The sequence below is a fragment of the Pseudomonas sp. PS01270 genome (assembly GCF_029959775.1).
GTDB classification, from domain to species: Bacteria; Pseudomonadota; Gammaproteobacteria; order Pseudomonadales; family Pseudomonadaceae; genus Aquipseudomonas; species Aquipseudomonas atacamensis.
This window is the reverse complement of the sequence record NZ_JASCPT010000011.1, coordinates 64,914-81,620: the sequence shown is the minus strand read 5'-3', so window position 1 is coordinate 81,620 and position 16,707 is coordinate 64,914. Positions and strand designations below refer to the sequence as shown.

Sequence of the window (16,707 nt, the reverse complement as noted above, 5' to 3'; positions counted from 1 at the left end):
GAATGGAGCAGCGAATGCAGGCGCATCCCGAAATGATGGTCAGCCGACGATCCATCGTCGAACATCCCTTCGGCAACCTTAAACAGTGGTTATTTGGTAACGCTCGATTCTTGCTGCGACAGCTTGAGGGCGCGAGAGCTGAAATGGCCTTGGCGGTGAACGCCTACAACCTGAAAAGAGCAATTAACGTGTTGGGCGTGCGCCAGATGATGGCGCTGATGGGCTGAAACGCCTTTTTTCGTCTGCTGTGAGCACAAAAGCAAACGCCCCGAACAAGTCGGGGCGTTTGCTGGAACCGCCGTCAGTGCGTTTTCACACAGTCTGATCAAGGCCGGTCTTTTCTATTCCTGCATCCCTCGTCGGACAACACAACGCGAGATCAATATTCGGTGGAGCGGGTAGAGGGAATCGAACCCTCATCTAAAGCTTGGGAAGCTTTCGTTCTACCACTAAACTATACCCGCTCAGAGCGGCTGACTTTGTACCAGACTCGGCCACGGATTTGAAGTTTTCTTTTCTCTGCGAGGGCTTTGCCGCGCAGAAATCGGTCGATCGCGAGCAAGGGCTGCGCCGGTGCAACAGGCACTTGCAACTTGCAGCCTTGCCCGCGATGACGCTGTTTCAAATGGCCAGGGCATGGTGATCCTGCACAAACGAGTAGCGCGTTCGGCTGGCTTGCGGCGCAGGTTTCAGAAAGCCCAGCAGGGCGTTCTGGCTGTCGCGGCAGGCGGCTTTGTGCTCCATGTCGAGGAAGTGCCCGGTGGCTTGCAGGGTAGTGAAGCTGCTGTGGGCAACGTGGTTGCCGAACAGTCGCGCATCCTCGGCGGCGGTGTATTCGTCCCATTCGCCGTTCAGAAACAGCACCGGCACGCTGATCTTTTTCGCCGCATTCAGATAGCACTGGCGATCGCTGTGCAGCACGTCGTTGATGTGAAAGTGCATCTGCCCGTACTCATGCTCGGCGAGGCTGCTGACGTGGCGATAGTTGAAGCGCTTGAACAGTGACGGCAGGTGTTTGCCGATGGTGTTGTTGACCAGATGACCGACCCGATCGCCGTCGCGGCTGCCGAGGTAATCGACGCCGCGCTCGAGGTAATCGAGCATGTGCGCATTGATCACCGGTGAGAACGAGCTGATCACGGCTTTTTCGATGCGCCGCGGTTGCTGGGCGAGGGCGACCAGAGTGGCGGCGCCGCCCCAGGAGAACGACAGCACGTGTTCGGCGGCGAAGTGATCGATCAGCTCCAGCAGAATCTGCCCTTCGACTTCCTTCGTCAGATGTTTCTCATGCCGGTTGTGGGCTTTTGAGCGGCCCGCGTAGGGCTGGTCATAGCAGACCACGTTGAATTGCGGGTGCAGGTTTTTCACGGTCTGTGCAAACGACGCAGTCGTGGCCATCGAGCCGTTGACCAGAATGATGGTCTTTTCTGCGGCGTCTGCGCGATAGAACTCCGTGTAAACCCGATACTGACCCTGTATATCCAGCACAGCGATTTCTGGCCTCATGTCATAAGACTCCTGGCAAGCAAGCGGGTATGCGCGCAATCGAGATTGCACGAGCTTTGTGACAGGTAGGCATACGCCTGAAATTTGCTGGCCCATGTCGATCCGGTAAGGCAGGTCGACGGGTGTTGTTATTGGCGGGCAGATTGCCGGCTGAGGCGCAGCCCTTGAGGGCAGACGACCGACAAAAAGTTTCTTGGAAGTATGTGGTGACTAATCGGTCACATTTCGGCCGACGTCCTGATTCAAGCAGGGGACTCAGGATCACGCAAGTGCCGTCGGCGAATTGTTCGACAACTTCGGCTGAGCGGTCGCCGGCTTAGAACAAATGAATCTCTTCGGTGCGCAAAGCGCGGTACTCGCCCGGTTTTAGCGCGTGATCGAGGGTCAGTTCGCCGATGGATTCGCGGTGCAGGCGCAGGACTTTGTTGTTGAAGAAACCAAACATGCGCTTGACCTGATGGTAGCGGCCTTCAACGATGCTCAACCGTGCGGAGCGTGGGCCGAGCAGCTCCAGTTGCGCCGGTTGCGTGGTCAGATCTTCAAAAGCGAAGTAAATGCCCTCGGCAAATTTCAGCGCGTACCTCGGGTCGATGTCCTGTTCGGTTTCGACGTAATAGACCTTCGCCAGTTTGGTTTGCGGCTGCGTCAGGCGTCGCGACCAGGTGCCGTCATTGGTGATCAGCATCAGCCCGGTGGTATTGAAATCCAGACGTCCGGCGATGTGCAGATCGTCCTTGTGCGCTTCATCGAGCAGGTCGAGCACGGTCGCATGCTGCGGATCGCGGGTGGCACTGACGCAGCCCGGGGGTTTGTGCAGCATGAAATAGCGCGCCGGTTTGCCGCTCTGCAGCACCTCATCGTCGACTTCGACCCGACTGAATTCCAGCACCTCACTGTGCGGGTCGCTGACGACTTTTCCGTCAATCCGCACGCGCTTTTCCACCAGCAACAGGCGAACCTGCTGACGGTTGTAGCGAGGCAGATTGCTGAGGAAGCGGTCGACGCGCATGGTCAGAATTCAACGGACGAAGGGCCGCGCATCTTACGGGATCGGCCGCCGACCTGCTTGCAGTTGCGCTTCGACCTGTGCGCAGCGCGGGCACAGGCAGGCTTGATTGCGCAGCGCGGCCGGCAGCGCGTCGAGCACCGCCGGGTCGATGGTCACGCCATAGCACCAGCATTCGCGGTCGGCGGTGCGCGGGTCGGCGAGGCTGCAATCGTTGCGGGCGCCGCAGGCCGGGCAGTGGTCGGGTTTGACGTCGTTATCAGGCATAGGTCGAGTGCGGCATTTCCATGCAGGTGCGGTTGCGCCCGGTTTGCTTGGCGCGGTACATCGCATGATCGGCCCGGGACAGCAGAGTGTGCAAGGTGTCATCGCGTTGCACGGTGGTGGCGCCGATGCTCACGGTCAGATGCAGGGTGTGGCCATCGTAGGCATATTCGTGTTGTTCGACGTGCTGGCGGATCTTCTCGGCAATTTTCTGCCCGGTCTCGCCGTCGGTGTCTTTCAACAGAACGATGAACTCTTCACCGCCCCAGCGGCAGACGATGTCGGCGTGACGCAGGCAACTTTGCAGGTCGCGGGCGAAACCGATCAACACCTGATCGCCGGCCATGTGTCCGTAGGTGTCGTTCAAGGCTTTGAAGTGGTCGAGGTCGAGCAACAACGCGGTCAGCGGCTTGGTTTCCCGTTGGGCCTCGTGCAGCGCTTGCGCGGCGAGGATGTCGAAGCCGCGTCGGTTCGGCAGTTCGGTGAGACTGTCGAGGGTGGCGTGCGCCTGAATCTTCGCCTGGAAGCGCTTGATCACTCGATTGAGCAAGGCCAGCACGATCAACGTCACCAGCAGGCAGATCAGCAGATTGAGATACAGCGACTGGCGGATCTCGCTCAGCGCGCCGTCCTCGCGTTTATCGACGAACAGGTACCAGTTCAACTCGGGGATAAACCGCACGTTGAGAAAATGCCCCTGGCCGTGGGTGGAATATTCGTAGCTGCCGCTGTGCGGCTTGGGCAACTGGCTGACCAGACTTTTCATGCTCTCCAGTTCGCCAAGACTCTGGCCGATGTGCGCGCCTTCCGGGCCACCCTCGGCACCGGTCAATACGAGGCGGCCGAAGGTATCGACGAAGTACACGCTGCGTTGATAGCGCTGTTGATACTTGTCGATCAGCTTGATCACCGCGTCCACGGTGAGGCCCACGCCCGCGGCGCCGATGAAGCGGTTGTGGTAGTCGTAGACCTTGTAGTTGATGAAGAACGTCAGGTTGTCCTTGTTGGCCAGATCCGGGTCGACGTTGATCTCGTACGGGTCCTGCATGTCGCGCACGCGGAAGTACCAGGTGTCGCGCGGCTCGTCGACTTTGACCCGCTTGAGCACGCCTTTGGCGTGGTAGTAGGTGAGCGTGGCATTGGAAACGAAGAACGCCGTGTAGGCGCCGTAATGGGTCATGACCTCGTCGAGATAGCGGGTCATCTGCTCGGGATTCTGCTCGCCGTTGACCACCCAGTCGCGCATGAACGTGTCACGGGACATCATCGAGGAAATCAGGATCGGCCGGACCAGATCTTTCTGGATTTCCGAATAGACCGTATCGGAGGTCAGTGGCAGTTCGGTGTTGACGATGTTGTCGCGGATCGACGCGCGGGAGGCGAAGTAGCTCAACAGTGACGTGGCGAGAAAGCCGGCGCCGAGCAGGGCGACCAGGGTGAGCACCAGTGAACGTTGCGAGTACAGGGGAGAACGAAGCGGCATGGCAGATCCGTTGGCAGTGGCCCGATGGGATGCATTCTAGTGGGATGGTCGGGAAAACACTGCGGGATTTGTGCCTGAAATGGCGGGGGATATGACGTAGCGGTGTGTCAGGGAAATCGCAGCCCCTCACCCCAGCCCTCTCCCGGGGGAGAGGGAGCTGGATTGTGGGTGATGGAAAATCTGTGATCGACTCGGTATCAGCCAATGGCAACCGATGAACAAACGCCTCACCCTGGCCCTCTCCTGGGGGAGAGGGCCAGGGTGACGGCGAGCTTTCGGATCAGCCCCGGGATGCCAGATACGCCCGCCATCCCCCGAAATGACTGATATCCACCGCACCCTCCAACCCATACGGCTCACAGATAAACCCGCTCTCCCAGCGCCCATCCGCCAGTTGCACCTTGCCCAGCCCCAGCGGCGCCGGAATCCCGGTGAGAAACGAGCCCAGCTCGCTGCTCGGCAATTCCCACACCTCCACGGCAATCGCCACGCCGCCGTCCTTGACCCGTACCATGCCCGGCCGCAATGGCGGGCCGCCGGCGAGGGCGTGCAGTCGATAGTCCGGCGAACTGAACGTGGTTTCCAGCAAGCGCCCGCCACGCTGGGTCAGTTGCCAGTTCAACGCCAGCCCTTGCAGGTGCGCGCCACACACCACCAATCGAGCGCGATCATTGCGCGCAGCGTTCGCCGGAGCTGACAGGGCACTGTCCTGCTGGCGCTGCAAGGCATCGGCCACGCTCAACAGATACTGATCGGTAAATACCCGCCCGAACAACGTCACGCCCCACGGCAAACCGTTGCCCATGAACGCGGTCGGCACGGCGACGGCGGCGTAGTCGAGCAGGTTCATGAAGTTGGTGTAATAACCGAGTTCGGAATTGCGCAGCACCGGCTCGGCCTCAAGCTCGGCCAGGGTCACCGGACGGCCGATGGTCGGTGTCAGCACGCAGTCGAGATTTTCCAGGGCCTCGTCGCAGAGGGCCTTCAGCGCCTGCAATCGATATTGCGCGCGGAAGGTCTGCACGCCAGTCACTGCCGGAGCCTTGGCCAGCACCGCTCGGATCACCGGCAGCACCGCTTCGGGATTTTGCTCCAGCAGCTCACCGGCGACGCTGTAACGCTCGGCGACCCACGGTCCGTCGTAGAGCAGACGCGCTGCTTCGAGAAATGGCGACAGGTCCAGTTCGACCGCTTCGCCACCCAGAGCCTTGAGCCGTTCGATGGCTGCTGCGAACAACTGTGGCCCCTCGTTGCAGCCGAAAAATTCAAGGTCCTGCGCCCGTGGCACGCCGAAGCGAAACGGCCGTGGCGCGCCAAATGCCGAGCCGTCATTCCATGCCGGGTTGCCTCGACTGTACTCATCGCGAGGATCGTGTCTGGCCGTCAACGCCAGCAACTGACTGGCCTCGCGAGCAGTGGCAGTGAAGGTGGTTACGCAGTCCAGCGTGCGGCACGCCGGCAGCACGCCAGCGGTGGAAATCAGGCCCTTGCTCGCCTTCAATCCCACCAGATTATTCAGCGCCGCCGGCACTCGCCCGGAACCGGCGGTGTCAGTGCCTAACGCGAAGCTGGCCAGGCCCAGCGCCACTGCCAGCGACGAGCCGGCGCTGGAGCCGCCGGACGGATATTCGGGCAATACGCTGTTCGGGCACGCACCATAAGGCGAGCGGCTGCCATTGAGGCCGGTGGCAAACTGGTCAAGATTGGTCTTGCCCAGCGGTATCGCCCCCAGCGCCAACAGTTGCTCGACGATGGTCGCCGACTGCTGCGGCACATAGGCAAACGCCGGGCACGCGGCTGTGGTGGGAATGCCGGCCAGATCGATGTTGTCCTTGATCGCGAACGGCACGCCATACAGCGGCAGACTGTCGAGGTCACGACCGTCGAGGGCGGCGAGGTATGGCTCCAGTTCATCGACGCTGAGCAGGTGGATGAACAGGTGATAGTCGGGGTTCAGGGCAGCGGCTTTTTCGCGCAATTGCAGCAGCAGTTGGCGCGGTGTGGTGTCGCCATTGCGGTAGGCCTGGCGCAGTGCATCGAGTTGCAGATTCATCGGTTGATCCTTTTCAGAAATGGCTTCAGTCGAGTTCCAGCACCACCACCCGTTGTCCGGCACGCACCGCCGAACCGGGTTGCACGCGGATCTCTCGCACGACACCGGCCAGCGGCGCGAGCACAGGGATTTCCATCTTCATCGACTCGAGAATCACCAGCACATCGCCCGCCGCGACGCGCTGGCCAGCCTCGACCTGCACCTGCCAGAGATTGCCGGCGATGTGGCTGTCGACGCTGTGTTCACCGCTTTGCAGCGGTGCTTCTTCGCTGGCGTCAGGCACGGCTTCTTCGCTGTCGAAATGCGCCTGGCCACTGGCGATCCAGCGTTCGCGTTCAGCCTTGAACGCGCCCTGTTGCTGCGCACGGAAAGCGCTGATGCCCTCGGCTTGCTGACTGAGAAATGCCTGATAGTCGGCGAGGTTGAGTTGGCTGTGTTCGATGTTCAGATCGAAGCGCCCAAGGGGGAAATCGCGGCGGATGCGCAGCAGTTCTTCGGCGCTGACCGGGTAGAAACGGATCTGATCGAAGAAGCGCAGCAGCCACGGTTTGCCATCGAACGCGGCGACTTCGCGATAGCGATTCCACATCTGCAGAGTGCGCCCGACAAACTGATAACCGCCCGGGCCTTCCATGCCATACACGCACATGTAGGCGCCGCCGATGCCGACCGAGTTCTCGGCGGTCCAGGTACGCGCCGGGTTGTACTTGGTGGTCACCAGACGATGACGCGGGTCGAGCGGGGTGGCTACCGGCGCGCCGAGGTAAACATCGCCAAGGCCCATCACCAGATAGCTCGCATCGAACACCGTGCGCTGCACTTCGTCGAGATTCGGCAGGTCGTTGATGCGCCGGATGAACTCCAGATTGCTCGGGCACCACGGCGCGTCCTTGCGCACGGTGGTCATGTATTTCTCGATCGCCAACTGACAGGCGGGGTCGTCCCACGACAGCGGCAAGTGCACGATGCGCGAAGGCACCTGCAGGTCCTTGGCGGCGCACACCGCGTCCCATTCGCCAGCGATGATGCCGAGCAGATCGGCCAGCGGCAGTTGCTCCGGCTGGTAGTGCACTTGCAGCGAGCGAATGCCCGGGGTGAGGTCGATCACCCCATGCAGGGCTTGGCTTTCCAGCGCCTGCATCAGCGCGTGGGCGCGAAAGCGCAGGACCAGATCAAGCTCCGGCGCGCCGATTTCCAGCAGTAAATGAGTGTCGCCAGAAACCCGTGCAACCAGTCGCTGATCGCCTTGACCCAACGCCAACACCACAGGCGACACTAAACCCTGTGGGAGCGAGCCTGCTCGCGAAGAGGCCGTGTCAGTCAATATCGATTTGTCTTGGCCGACGCTTTCGCGAGCAGGCTCGCTCCCACAGGGAAGATCCCATTTCAGGGCGAGATCGCGGGCGGTGCCGAGGTCGACGGGGATGAACTGAATTTTATCGCCAGCCTTGAGCTGCCCCAGTTGCCACAGATCCGCCTCGATCACCGTCACCGGGCAGACAAACCCACCCAGGCTCGGGCCATCCGGGCCGAGGATCACCGGCATGTCCCCGGTGAAATCCACCGCACCAATCGCATACGGATTGTCATGGATGTTCGACGGGTGCAGACCCGCTTCACCGCCATCCTCACGCACCCACTCAGGCTTCGGCCCGATCAGGCGCACACCGGTGCGGCTGGAGTTGAAATGCACTTCCCACTGGGTCGCGAAGAACGTGGCGATGTAGTTTTCGCTGAAGTATTCCGGCGCGCCGTGCGGACCGTAGATCACCCGGATCTGGCGCACGCCCGGCAGCGCCGTGATGTGCTGTTCGGCCAGTTGCTGGCCGGCGCTGCGCTCGGTCAATGCCGGCACATGCAACACGTCACCGGCCCTTAACGCCCGTCCGCCATGCCCGCCGAACTGGCCGAGGGTGAAGGTACTTTTGCTGCCCAGATAATCCGGCACCTGCAAGCCGCCGCGCAGGCACAGATAACTGCGCGCGCCGGCGCCGCTGATGCTGCCCAGTTGCAATGTCGCGCCGGCCGGGATCAGCAGCGCGGTGTTCATCGGCACCGGTTCAGCGTCAAGGGTCAAGGCAATCGGCGCGCCTGTCACCGCGACCACCGCGTCACAATTGAAGCGCAGGATCGGCCCGCTCATGGTGATTTCCAGTGCGGCTGCGCCTTGTTCATTGCCGAGCAGACGATTGCCCAGGCGCAGCGCTCGGCTGTCCATCGGCCCCGACGGAGGCACGCCGACGGCCCAATAGCCGAGGCGGCCGGGATAGTCCTGCACGCTGGTTTGCGTGCCGGCGCTGAGCACTTCGAAGGTGTTGGCGTGATACAGCAGATTTTCCAGGCAACGGGTCCACGGCTGACCGCTGGCGAATGGAGCATCGAGCAGAATCTGCCGCAGATAGTCGCGGTTGGTTTCCACGCCATACAGCAGGCTATCGCCCAATGCCTGATGGAGTTCGGCGCGAGCCTGTTCGCGACTCGGCGCCCACGCGATGAGCTTGGCAATCATCGGATCGAAATACGGCGGAATTTCTACGCCGGCCTCCACCCAGGTGTCGATACGCAACTCAACGCCGTTGGCGAGCGGAAATTTCACAGCGGTCAGCAGGCCCGGGCTCGGCTGGAAATCACGCCCCGGATCTTCCGCGTACAGACGTGCCTGAATCGCATGGCCCTGCGGTTCCAGGCCTTGATACAACTCGTTCAGCGGCGGCAGATCACCAGCGGCCAGCTCGATCATCCAGCGCACCAGGTCCACGTCCCACACCTGTTCGGTGACGCCGTGCTCGACCTGCAAGCGCGTGTTCACTTCGAGAAAATAGAAGCGCTGGGCCTCGCTGTCGAAGACGAATTCGACGGTGCCGGCGCTGCGATAATTCACCGCTTGCGCCAGTTTGATCGCCGCTGCGCACAGCTCATCGGCCATGCCTTCTGGCAGGTTTGGCGCCGGGGTTTCTTCGAGGACTTTCTGATTGCGCCGCTGCACTGAACAGTCGCGCACGCCGAGAGCGATGACTTCACCGCAGCCGTCGCCGAACACCTGCACTTCCAGATGCCGCGCGCGTTCGATGTACTTCTCGATGAACACCCCGGCGTCGCTGAAGTTGTTCTGACCGAGGCGTTTCACCGCTTCGAATGATTCGCTCAATTCACTGGCGCTGCGGCACACGCGCATGCCGATGCCACCACCGCCAGCGGTGCTTTTCAGCATCACCGGGTAGCCGACCTGTTCGGCGGCGCTCAGCGCGCAATCGAGGCTGTCGAGCAGGTCGGTGCCTTCGAGCATGGGTACGCCGTGCTGTTTGGCCAACGCGCGAGCAGTGTGCTTGAGGCCGAACACCCGCAATTGCTCCGGCGTCGGCCCGATGAAGGCGATGCCCTGCGCTTCGCAGGCTTCGGCGAACGCTGCGTTCTCGGAGAGAAATCCGTAGCCGGGATGAATCGCCGTGGCGCCGCTTTGTTTGGCGATCGTGAGGATTTTGTCGACCGCCAGATAGGTCGCGGACGCCGCGCCTTCGCCGAGGCTGTGCGCTTCAGCGGCCTGGGAGATGTGCAGGCTGGCAGCATCGGCTTCTGAATACACGGCGACGCCTTGGGCCTTCAGCACGTTGATCGTGCGCAGGATGCGACAGGCAATCGCGCCACGGTTGGCGATCAGGATTTTTTCGAACATGGCATAACCCCTGAAGGGGGAGCGGGCCGTCCCGCTGTTTTTCGACAGACATCCGGGCCGTCCCGGATGGAAAAAACTCACTTCACTCCAACCCACCACAAACCCCCTGTGGGAGCTGGCTTGCCAGCGATGAGGTCGGCACATCCAACATTGTTGGTGACTGAAACACCGCAATCGCTGGCAAGCCAGCTCCCACAGGACTGTCAGTGCCTTGAAGGTTTCAGGCACTGCCCGGAACGCGCCTGGCACAGGGCAAAAAGCCAACGGCGTAAACGGCTGATGGTCAGTTCCATACGAGCAACTCCGCCGGGGTCGGGTTGTAGGCATTGCACGGGTTGTTCAACTGCGGGCAGTTGGAAATCAGCACGATGACGTCCATCTCCGCGCGCAAATCAACGTACTTGCCCGGCGCGGAAATACCGTCCTCGAAGGTCAGCCCGCCATCCGCCGTCACTGGCACGTTCATGAAGAAATTGATGTTCGGCCCGATGTCGCTCTTGCTCAATCGGCCGTCGTGGGCGCAGGCGCGCAGGTAGTTGTCGCGGCAGCTGTGCATGTAGCGTTTTTCCAGGGCGTAGCGCACGGTGTTGCTCTCTTGCGCGCAGGCGCCGCCGAGGGTGTCGTGGCGCCCGCAGGTGTCGGCAACGATGGTCAGCATCGGCTGGCCGAGGTTGGAATACAGCACGCTGCCGGTGCTCAGGTAGACGCTGTTCTGTCGGCGCAAGGTGCGTTGCACGTCGTAGCGCTCCTTCGGGTTGGCGAGGCTGTAGAACAAGGTGTCGATGGCCTGATTGCCTTCCAGATCGAGGATGCGCAGGGTCTGCCCGGCCTTGACTTCCATCAGCCAGGGCTCGCCGGCGGGAATGGTCGCGCGGTAGATCGCGCTGTCGGCTTGCTTGTGCGAAGTGGCGATTGCGAGTGACATGGCAGCGATCCTCAGGCGAACAAACGGTCGGTGTTGATAAAGCCGCGCTCGTTTTCCGGGCGCGAAGTGCGGCAGTGTTCGGCGACGCTGGCGTCGGCGTTCATCCAGCTCAGCTTCAAGGGTTTCGGAGCGTATTCGGGGGACGGGTCCATCGGATGTTGCAGGGCGGTGAGCACCATCAGGGTGTCCATCGGCGCGTACAACTCGATGTAGTCACCGGCCTTCGAGTTGCCTTCGACGAAGTGGAAACGCCCGGCCTCATCGACGTTCACGCGGCTGAACAGATTGAGGGTCATCAGCAGGTCGGACAGGCCCAGGCCCCACTTGCCGAGTTCCACCAGCAGGTTGTCGGTGCCGTTGCGAAAGAAGCCGTTGCGCAGTTCCTGGTAGCGGCCCTGACCGTACTTTTCGGCGACTTCCTGTGCGCAAAGCACACCGCCGAGGCTGTCGCTCCAACCGCAGGTGTCGGCGGTGATCGCGGCGAGTACGCGGCCCATGTCCGAGTACAGGCAGTGGCCGGCAGTGAGCTTGGCGGTGTGTTGGCATTTGAGGCTGTCGGGCAGGTTCAATCGCTCGGTTTTTTCATTGGCATTGAGCAAGGTCAGGCTGACATTGGCGCCGCCGCGCAGGTCGGTCAGGCGCAGCAATTGGCCGCGCTTGAGCACGAACGAACGGTGGCCGCCGCCGGGCAGCAGTTCTTCAGCAAAGGGTGGAAAGAGTTGGATTGAATCAGTCATTGGAGCAGTCCTCTCAAGCAGTGCGAAGGGTGCCCGCCAGCGGCAGCGGCAGGGCCTCGACGGCGGCGCGCTGGGCGCGGCGGTCGCTGTTCAACGGGATGTCGTAGGTGATGCGGGCGCCATAGGCGCCGGGGGCGTGCGGGTCGAGGCGCACCTTGTCGAACACCAGCAGACGCGTGCCGAGGCTGAAGCCCTCGGACAGGTCGTGGGTGACCATGAACACCGTCAGTTGCGTCTCGCGCCACAGCTCCAGCAGCAGCGCGTGCATGTCTTTGCGAATGCCCGGATCAAGCGCGCCGAAGGGCTCGTCGAGCAGCAACACGCGCGGTTTCATGATCAGCGCCTGAGCGATGGCCAAGCGTTGCTGCATGCCGCCGGACAGCTGTGCCGGGTACTTGTCCAGCGCATGGCCGAGGCCGACTTTTGTCAGCAGGGCTGCAGCCTGCTCGCGCGCCTCGCGCTTGGCGTTGCCGAACAGCCGGCCAAGCAAGGGCGCGCGCGGCAATTCGAGACCGAGGGCGACGTTGTCGAGCACGCTCAGATGCGGGAACACCGAGTAGCGTTGAAAGACCACGCCACGGCTGGCATCCGGCTCGCTGGCCAAGGGCTGGCCGTCGAGCAGAATCTCCCCGCGACTGGCGGTTTCCTGGCCGAGCAACAGGCGCAGGAAGGTCGATTTGCCGCAACCGGAGGCGCCGACCAAGGTGCAGAACTCGCCTTCGTTGACGTTCAGGTTCAAGCCTTCCAGAACCACTTGATCGGCGTACTGCTGCCAGACGTTCTTTACTGTGATGAAGCTCATTTCGCCGCTCCCTCGTACCAGGGAAAAGCGCGCTGGGTCAGCTGTTTCAAGCCCCAGTCCATCAGCCAGGCGAGCAGGGTGATCCACACCACGTAGGGCAGGATCACATCCATCGCCAGGTAGCGCCGCACCAGAAAGATCCGGTAGCCGAGGCCATCAGTGGAGGCGATCGCTTCGGCGGCAATCAGGAACAGCCACGCCGAACCGAGCATCAAGCGCAGCGAGATCAGCAAGCGCGGCAACAGCTGCGGCAAGACCACGCGCAGCATCAGCGTCCAGGTCGAGGCGCCGAGGGTCTGCGCCTTGATCAGCAGTTCGACCGGAATGTCGCGGGCACGCTGTTCCAGATCCCGGGCCAGCGCCGGGGTGATGCCAATCACGATCAGCATGACTTTCGACAACTCGCCCAGGCCAAAGACGATGAACAGAATCGGCAGGATCGCCAGCGGCGGCACCATCGACAGCACCGTCAGCAACGGCGACAACGGCGCGCCGAACAGCGGCAGGGTGCCCGCCGCGATACCGAGGCAAAGACCCGCCAGCGCCGCGATGCCGAGGCCGATGGCCAAACGGCGCAGACTCGACGCGGTGTCTTGCCACAACAGATATTCACCGGTGCGGCTGTCGGCGTTGAAGGCCAGGCGTTTTACCGCGTCGCTCATCTGCACGGCGCTGGGCAGCAGTTTGTCGTTGGGGTTGTCCGCCAGGCGCTCGGCCGAGCCTGTGAAGTAGGCGAACAGCACGAGCGCGAACGGCAGGATCACCAGCAACAGGCGGCTCGGGCGATCAGGGTGGCGATTGATCAGGCGCATGGCCAAATCCTCCGTGGCTTACAGCTTGGCGTCGGCGGCCATCTGCACGTAGGTCGGATCGAAACGCAGCTTGAGATTGGCGGTGTCGCCGCTGGTCACGCCGTTGGCGAAAGTCATGCCGACCGCGCTCGGGTCCCTCGCGCCTTCGCCGAGCAGGCCGTGCTCAAAGGAGAATTCGGCGACCTTGCGCATGGTGTCCGGCAGTTGTTTGCTGGTGGCGAAACTCAGCGCTTCGCTCGGCGTGGCGAACAGTTTTGTGGTGTCCAGTTGCGCCTGGAAGCCGGCGAGATCGGTACCCGAGGCCTTGGCCATGTGTTCCAGCGCAGCTTTGCTCGCGGCATTTTTTGCGTTCATCAAAGCGACCACTTCGAACCACGCGCCAGTCAGCGCTTTGCCCAGTGCCGGGTTGTCTTTGAGGGTGGCGCTGTTGACCACCATCATGTCCATGATCTCGCCGGGGATCTGGCTGGAATTGAACACTTCGGTGACGCCGGGTTTGGCCTTGATATCCGAGAGCATCGGGTTCCAGGTGGTCACGGCGTTGACGTCGTCGGTGTTGAATGCGGCGGCAATGTCGGCGTCGGAGGTGTTGACCACTTTCAGGTCTTTCTCGGTCAGGTCCACCGAGTCCAGCGCGCGAGCCAGCAGGTAATGGGAGACCGACAGCTCGACCAGATTGACGTCCATGCCCTTGAGGTCGGCGACTTTCTTGCCTTCACCCTTGAGCACGATGCCGTCGTTGCCGTTGGAGAAATCGCTGACGATCAGCGCGGTGCTGTCAACGCCGCCGGCAGCGGGAATGGTCAGCGCATCCATGTTGGTCATGGTGCAGCCGTCGAACTGGCCGGCGGTGTACTGGTTGATCGATTCGACGTAGTCGTTGAGTTGCACGACGTCGATCTTGATCCCGTATTTCTTCGCCCATTTGTCGACGATGCCCTGGCTGCCGGCGTATTCCCATGGCATCCAGCCGGCGTAGATCGTCCAGCACACGCTGAAGTGGTCTTTCTGGGCGGCGGAAGATTGCGTGCTGATAAGCGCGGCGAAGGCGGCGGCGAGCAGGGCGGGGAAACGTAGTTGGATCATTGCGGATTCTCCAGTTGATCGAGGACGGACAGGAAGGCAACGCGGCACCGCGAACGGTGGCTTGTCTCCCGGGCTTTTGTCCCGCCGTGTAACCTCAACTGGAGGTCGCCAACTCTCGGACCAGCCACTCGCGATTGCGAGCCGGAACCCTAGTCAGCCATTGCAAATTGTGGTGCCGCGAACCTGTGATGACTCCTGCACGGGTTTGCTAAAGCGAGAGGCGTGCCAAGTCGGGCCGAGGCCTCTGCGGCGGGGATCTGCTGGATTGCCGAGGTGAGCGGGGCGAGCGACGGCGCATCGTGGTGGTGCGTGGTTGCACCGTCATGCAGCGCGTTTACGCATCACTGGTCGCTGATTTTGCGGATAAACAAGATTTCATAATCACTTGTTTCAACTTGTTGCAGGAACGCACCAGATTCTGAAATCGCTGTCTGATTCTTCGACAGTCAGCAATTGCTGACGGTCGCCTGCCAGCGTCGCTGGTGTGGCCAACCCGCGGTCCAGGAGGCCGCCATGTATCGCCGAATCGTACTGCTTGCCGTGATGCTTTTTTCCCTTGGCGGATGCGTTCCTTATTCCTATGGAGACAGCTACTACAGGTCAGAGGTCTACACATCACCCGCACCGGCCTATTACAGCGGTGGCGGCTCCTATTACCGCAGCGGCGGCACTTATTACACTCAGCCGCGCTACTACCAGCCAGCGCCGCGGTACTACCAGCAACCGCGTTATTACCAGGCGCCTCGGCACTATCAACCGGCCCCGCGTCATTACGAAAGCCGTCGCTGGCACGGCAATGATCGCGGACGCTGGGACGGCCACCGTCGCGGCGGTTGGGACAACGACCACCGCGGTCGCGGCAACTATGATCGCCACAGCGGTCGGCGTGACTACAACGGCCGTGGCAACCGCTGGTAAATCTCTGCAATGAACAAGCGGCGCATCAAGCGCCGCTTTTTTTTGCCCGGCGAAAAGTTGTTCCGTTGGCCATCTCCCAAGGCAATCCCGGAAGCGTCCTACAGTTTCATTTCGTGGCGTTTGTTAGCGTTCGTGGATGCCGAACGAGTCGAGCAATCCTCAGCTCGATAGCGGCGAAAAAATGGACGTTTAGCGCTATGAAGCTTCTGGTTATTCACCAAAATTTTCCCGGTCAGTTCCGTCATGTGGTGCTGGCAGCGCTGGAGCGCGGTGATGAGGTTGTGGCGATAGGCCGGGACACGGCACCGGGCGTCGCCGGTGTGCAAGTCCATCGATATCGAGCGACCAGCCGAGCGCCCGGCAATATTCACCCGTATCTGATCCGCTACGAACAAGCGGTGATCGACGGGCAGAAGGTTTTTGAAATTCTGGGCAGGCTGAAACGTTCGGGCTATCAGCCAGACGTGATTCTTGCCCATCCCGGATGGGGAGAGACGCTGTTTGCCGAGGACGTCTATGCCGATACGCCGCTGATTCACTATTGCGAGTATTACTATCGAGCGCAGGGCGCCGATTGCGGGTTCGACCCTGAATTCCGGCGAGCCGCAAGGGAGTCGTCACGGCTGCGCGTGCTCAACTCGCTGCATCTGTTGAATCTTGAACACTGTGATATCGCAATCGCGCCTACCCAGTGGCAGCGCAGCCTGTTTCCGGCCGCTTACCGGTCGGCGATTCGGGTCATTCACGAAGGTGTGATTCAAAGTTCTGACCTGACGAAAGTCGGGGCAGTCAGATTGCCCAATGGAATCGAGCTCAAAGCCGGACAGCCGATCGTTACCTATGTCGCCAGAAACCTTGAGCCTTATCGCGGCTTTCACAGTTTCATGCGAGCGATCCCGCTTATTCAGGCCGAGTGCCCCGATGTGCAGATCATCGTGGTTGGCGGTGACGGTGTCAGTTATGGGAGTAAGCCGGTCGGGTACCCGGATTGGCGCAGCAGGATGGAGGCGGAGGTCAGTTTCGATCACTCCAGAGTGCATTTCACAGGGAAACTTCCTTACCAGACTTACCGCGCGGTTCTCGCATGTTCCAAAGTCCATGTTTATTTGACGTATCCGTTTGTCTTGTCGTGGTCGTTACTGGAGGCGATGGCGTCCGGTTGCGTGGTTGTTGCGTCGGATACGGCTCCGGTAAGGGAAGTCATTGTCGATGGGGCCAATGGCATGTTGGTGGATTTCTTCGACCATCAAGGAGTTGCCAGAAGTGTAAGCAAGGTTTTGAAGTCGGCAGGTGAGTACGATGGACTTGCCAGCGCTGCGAAGTTGACGGCAGGTCGGTTCAGTGTGGAATCGGGCGTGAGCCAATACTTTGAGATTTTTGCAAGCGCGATGTCCGGGCATAACGACATACCAACCGTTCCGCAGTTTGAGCGGGAGGTTTGA

General features: G+C 61.3%; 14 protein-coding genes, 1 tRNA gene and 1 riboswitch. Of the genes, 3 read left to right on the top strand and 12 right to left on the bottom strand.

The window, feature by feature from the left end; all coding sequences use genetic code 11:
• The coding region (locus QMX86_RS06415) for a transposase (RefSeq protein WP_282387109.1) at positions 1-227 on the top strand (227 nt) is incomplete at its 5' end.
• A 163-nt stretch (positions 228-390) separates the two neighbouring features.
• On the opposite strand, the gene QMX86_RS06410 is transcribed toward QMX86_RS06415, so the two are convergent.
• The 12 genes from QMX86_RS06410 to QMX86_RS06355 form a co-directional block, all read right to left on the bottom strand.
• Positions 391-464: transfer RNA gene (locus tag QMX86_RS06410), tRNA-Gly, on the bottom strand.
• 157 nt (positions 465-621) lie between these two features.
• Positions 622-1,506 (bottom strand): alpha/beta hydrolase, encoded by an 885-nt coding sequence (locus QMX86_RS06405; protein ID WP_016771295.1) that lies wholly within the window; start codon positions 1,504-1,506, stop codon positions 622-624.
• A 316-nt stretch (positions 1,507-1,822) separates the two neighbouring features.
• A complete protein-coding gene (locus tag QMX86_RS06400) occupies positions 1,823-2,515 on the bottom strand; it encodes a pseudouridine synthase (protein ID WP_282387125.1) in 693 nt (230 codons plus the stop codon).
• A gap of 33 nt (positions 2,516-2,548) precedes the next feature.
• Positions 2,549-2,779, bottom strand: coding sequence for a cysteine-rich CWC family protein (locus QMX86_RS06395; protein WP_122691678.1), 231 nt, complete (start codon positions 2,777-2,779; stop codon positions 2,549-2,551).
• Positions 2,772-4,259, bottom strand: coding sequence for a sensor domain-containing diguanylate cyclase (locus tag QMX86_RS06390; RefSeq protein WP_282387129.1), 1,488 nt, complete (start codon positions 4,257-4,259; stop codon positions 2,772-2,774). The genes QMX86_RS06395 and QMX86_RS06390 overlap by 8 nt, the downstream gene beginning before the upstream one ends.
• 280 nt (positions 4,260-4,539) lie before the next feature.
• Positions 4,540-6,312 carry an allophanate hydrolase gene (atzF, locus tag QMX86_RS06385; protein WP_282387130.1) on the bottom strand — a complete coding sequence of 591 codons (1,773 nt, stop codon included), beginning with the start codon at positions 6,310-6,312 and terminating at the stop codon, positions 4,540-4,542.
• A 25-nt stretch (positions 6,313-6,337) separates the two neighbouring features.
• Entirely contained in the window at positions 6,338-9,985 is a 3,648-nt protein-coding gene (uca, locus tag QMX86_RS06380; protein WP_282390385.1) for an urea carboxylase, read from the bottom strand.
• A gap of 283 nt (positions 9,986-10,268) precedes the next feature.
• The gene (locus QMX86_RS06375; protein ID WP_282386434.1) at positions 10,269-10,910 is read right to left on the bottom strand and encodes an urea amidolyase associated protein UAAP2; all 642 of its coding nucleotides are present in this window, start codon (positions 10,908-10,910) and stop codon (positions 10,269-10,271) included.
• 11 nt (positions 10,911-10,921) lie between these two features.
• Positions 10,922-11,647, bottom strand: coding sequence for an urea amidolyase associated protein UAAP1 (locus tag QMX86_RS06370; RefSeq protein WP_110644979.1), 726 nt, complete (start codon positions 11,645-11,647; stop codon positions 10,922-10,924).
• A 13-nt stretch (positions 11,648-11,660) separates the two neighbouring features.
• Positions 11,661-12,449: an ABC transporter ATP-binding protein gene (locus QMX86_RS06365; RefSeq protein WP_281892689.1), complete on the bottom strand. Its 789-nt coding sequence runs from the start codon at positions 12,447-12,449 to the stop codon at positions 11,661-11,663.
• Entirely contained in the window at positions 12,446-13,261 is an 816-nt protein-coding gene (locus tag QMX86_RS06360) for an ABC transporter permease (protein WP_024011982.1), read from the bottom strand. The genes QMX86_RS06365 and QMX86_RS06360 overlap by 4 nt, the downstream gene beginning before the upstream one ends.
• Positions 13,262-13,279: 18 nt before the next feature.
• On the bottom strand, positions 13,280-14,347 hold the full coding sequence (locus QMX86_RS06355; RefSeq protein WP_282386436.1) for a putative urea ABC transporter substrate-binding protein: 1,068 nt from the start codon (positions 14,345-14,347) through the stop codon (positions 13,280-13,282).
• Positions 14,348-14,410: 63 nt separating this feature from the next.
• A riboswitch (guanidine-I (ykkC/yxkD leader) is annotated at positions 14,411-14,511 on the bottom strand.
• 349 nt (positions 14,512-14,860) lie between these two features.
• Between QMX86_RS06355 and QMX86_RS06350 the strand changes: the two genes are divergently transcribed.
• Positions 14,861-15,265, top strand: a complete 405-nt coding sequence (locus QMX86_RS06350) for a hypothetical protein (protein ID WP_016771286.1) — start codon at positions 14,861-14,863, stop codon at positions 15,263-15,265.
• A 197-nt stretch (positions 15,266-15,462) separates the two neighbouring features.
• Positions 15,463-16,707 (top strand): glycosyltransferase family 4 protein, encoded by a 1,245-nt coding sequence (locus tag QMX86_RS06345; RefSeq protein WP_282386438.1) that lies wholly within the window; start codon positions 15,463-15,465, stop codon positions 16,705-16,707.

Coding starts and splice junctions, on each gene's coding strand:
- QMX86_RS06390 (WP_282387129.1), bottom strand. CDS start 4,259: ATGCCGCTTCGTTCTCCCCTGTACTCGCAACGTTCACTGGTGCTCACC.
- QMX86_RS06370 (WP_110644979.1), bottom strand. CDS start 11,647: ATGACTGATTCAATCCAACTCTTTCCACCCTTTGCTGAAGAACTGCTG.
- QMX86_RS06345 (WP_282386438.1), top strand. CDS start 15,463: ATGAAGCTTCTGGTTATTCACCAAAATTTTCCCGGTCAGTTCCGTCAT.
- QMX86_RS06355 (WP_282386436.1), bottom strand. CDS start 14,347: ATGATCCAACTACGTTTCCCCGCCCTGCTCGCCGCCGCCTTCGCCGCG.
- QMX86_RS06375 (WP_282386434.1), bottom strand. CDS start 10,910: ATGTCACTCGCAATCGCCACTTCGCACAAGCAAGCCGACAGCGCGATC.
- QMX86_RS06350 (WP_016771286.1), top strand. CDS start 14,861: ATGTATCGCCGAATCGTACTGCTTGCCGTGATGCTTTTTTCCCTTGGC.
- uca (WP_282390385.1), bottom strand. CDS start 9,985: ATGTTCGAAAAAATCCTGATCGCCAACCGTGGCGCGATTGCCTGTCGC.
- QMX86_RS06400 (WP_282387125.1), bottom strand. CDS start 2,515: ATGCGCGTCGACCGCTTCCTCAGCAATCTGCCTCGCTACAACCGTCAG.
- QMX86_RS06365 (WP_281892689.1), bottom strand. CDS start 12,449: ATGAGCTTCATCACAGTAAAGAACGTCTGGCAGCAGTACGCCGATCAA.
- QMX86_RS06405 (WP_016771295.1), bottom strand. CDS start 1,506: ATGAGGCCAGAAATCGCTGTGCTGGATATACAGGGTCAGTATCGGGTT.
- atzF (WP_282387130.1), bottom strand. CDS start 6,312: ATGAATCTGCAACTCGATGCACTGCGCCAGGCCTACCGCAATGGCGAC.
- QMX86_RS06395 (WP_122691678.1), bottom strand. CDS start 2,779: ATGCCTGATAACGACGTCAAACCCGACCACTGCCCGGCCTGCGGCGCC.
- QMX86_RS06360 (WP_024011982.1), bottom strand. CDS start 13,261: ATGCGCCTGATCAATCGCCACCCTGATCGCCCGAGCCGCCTGTTGCTG.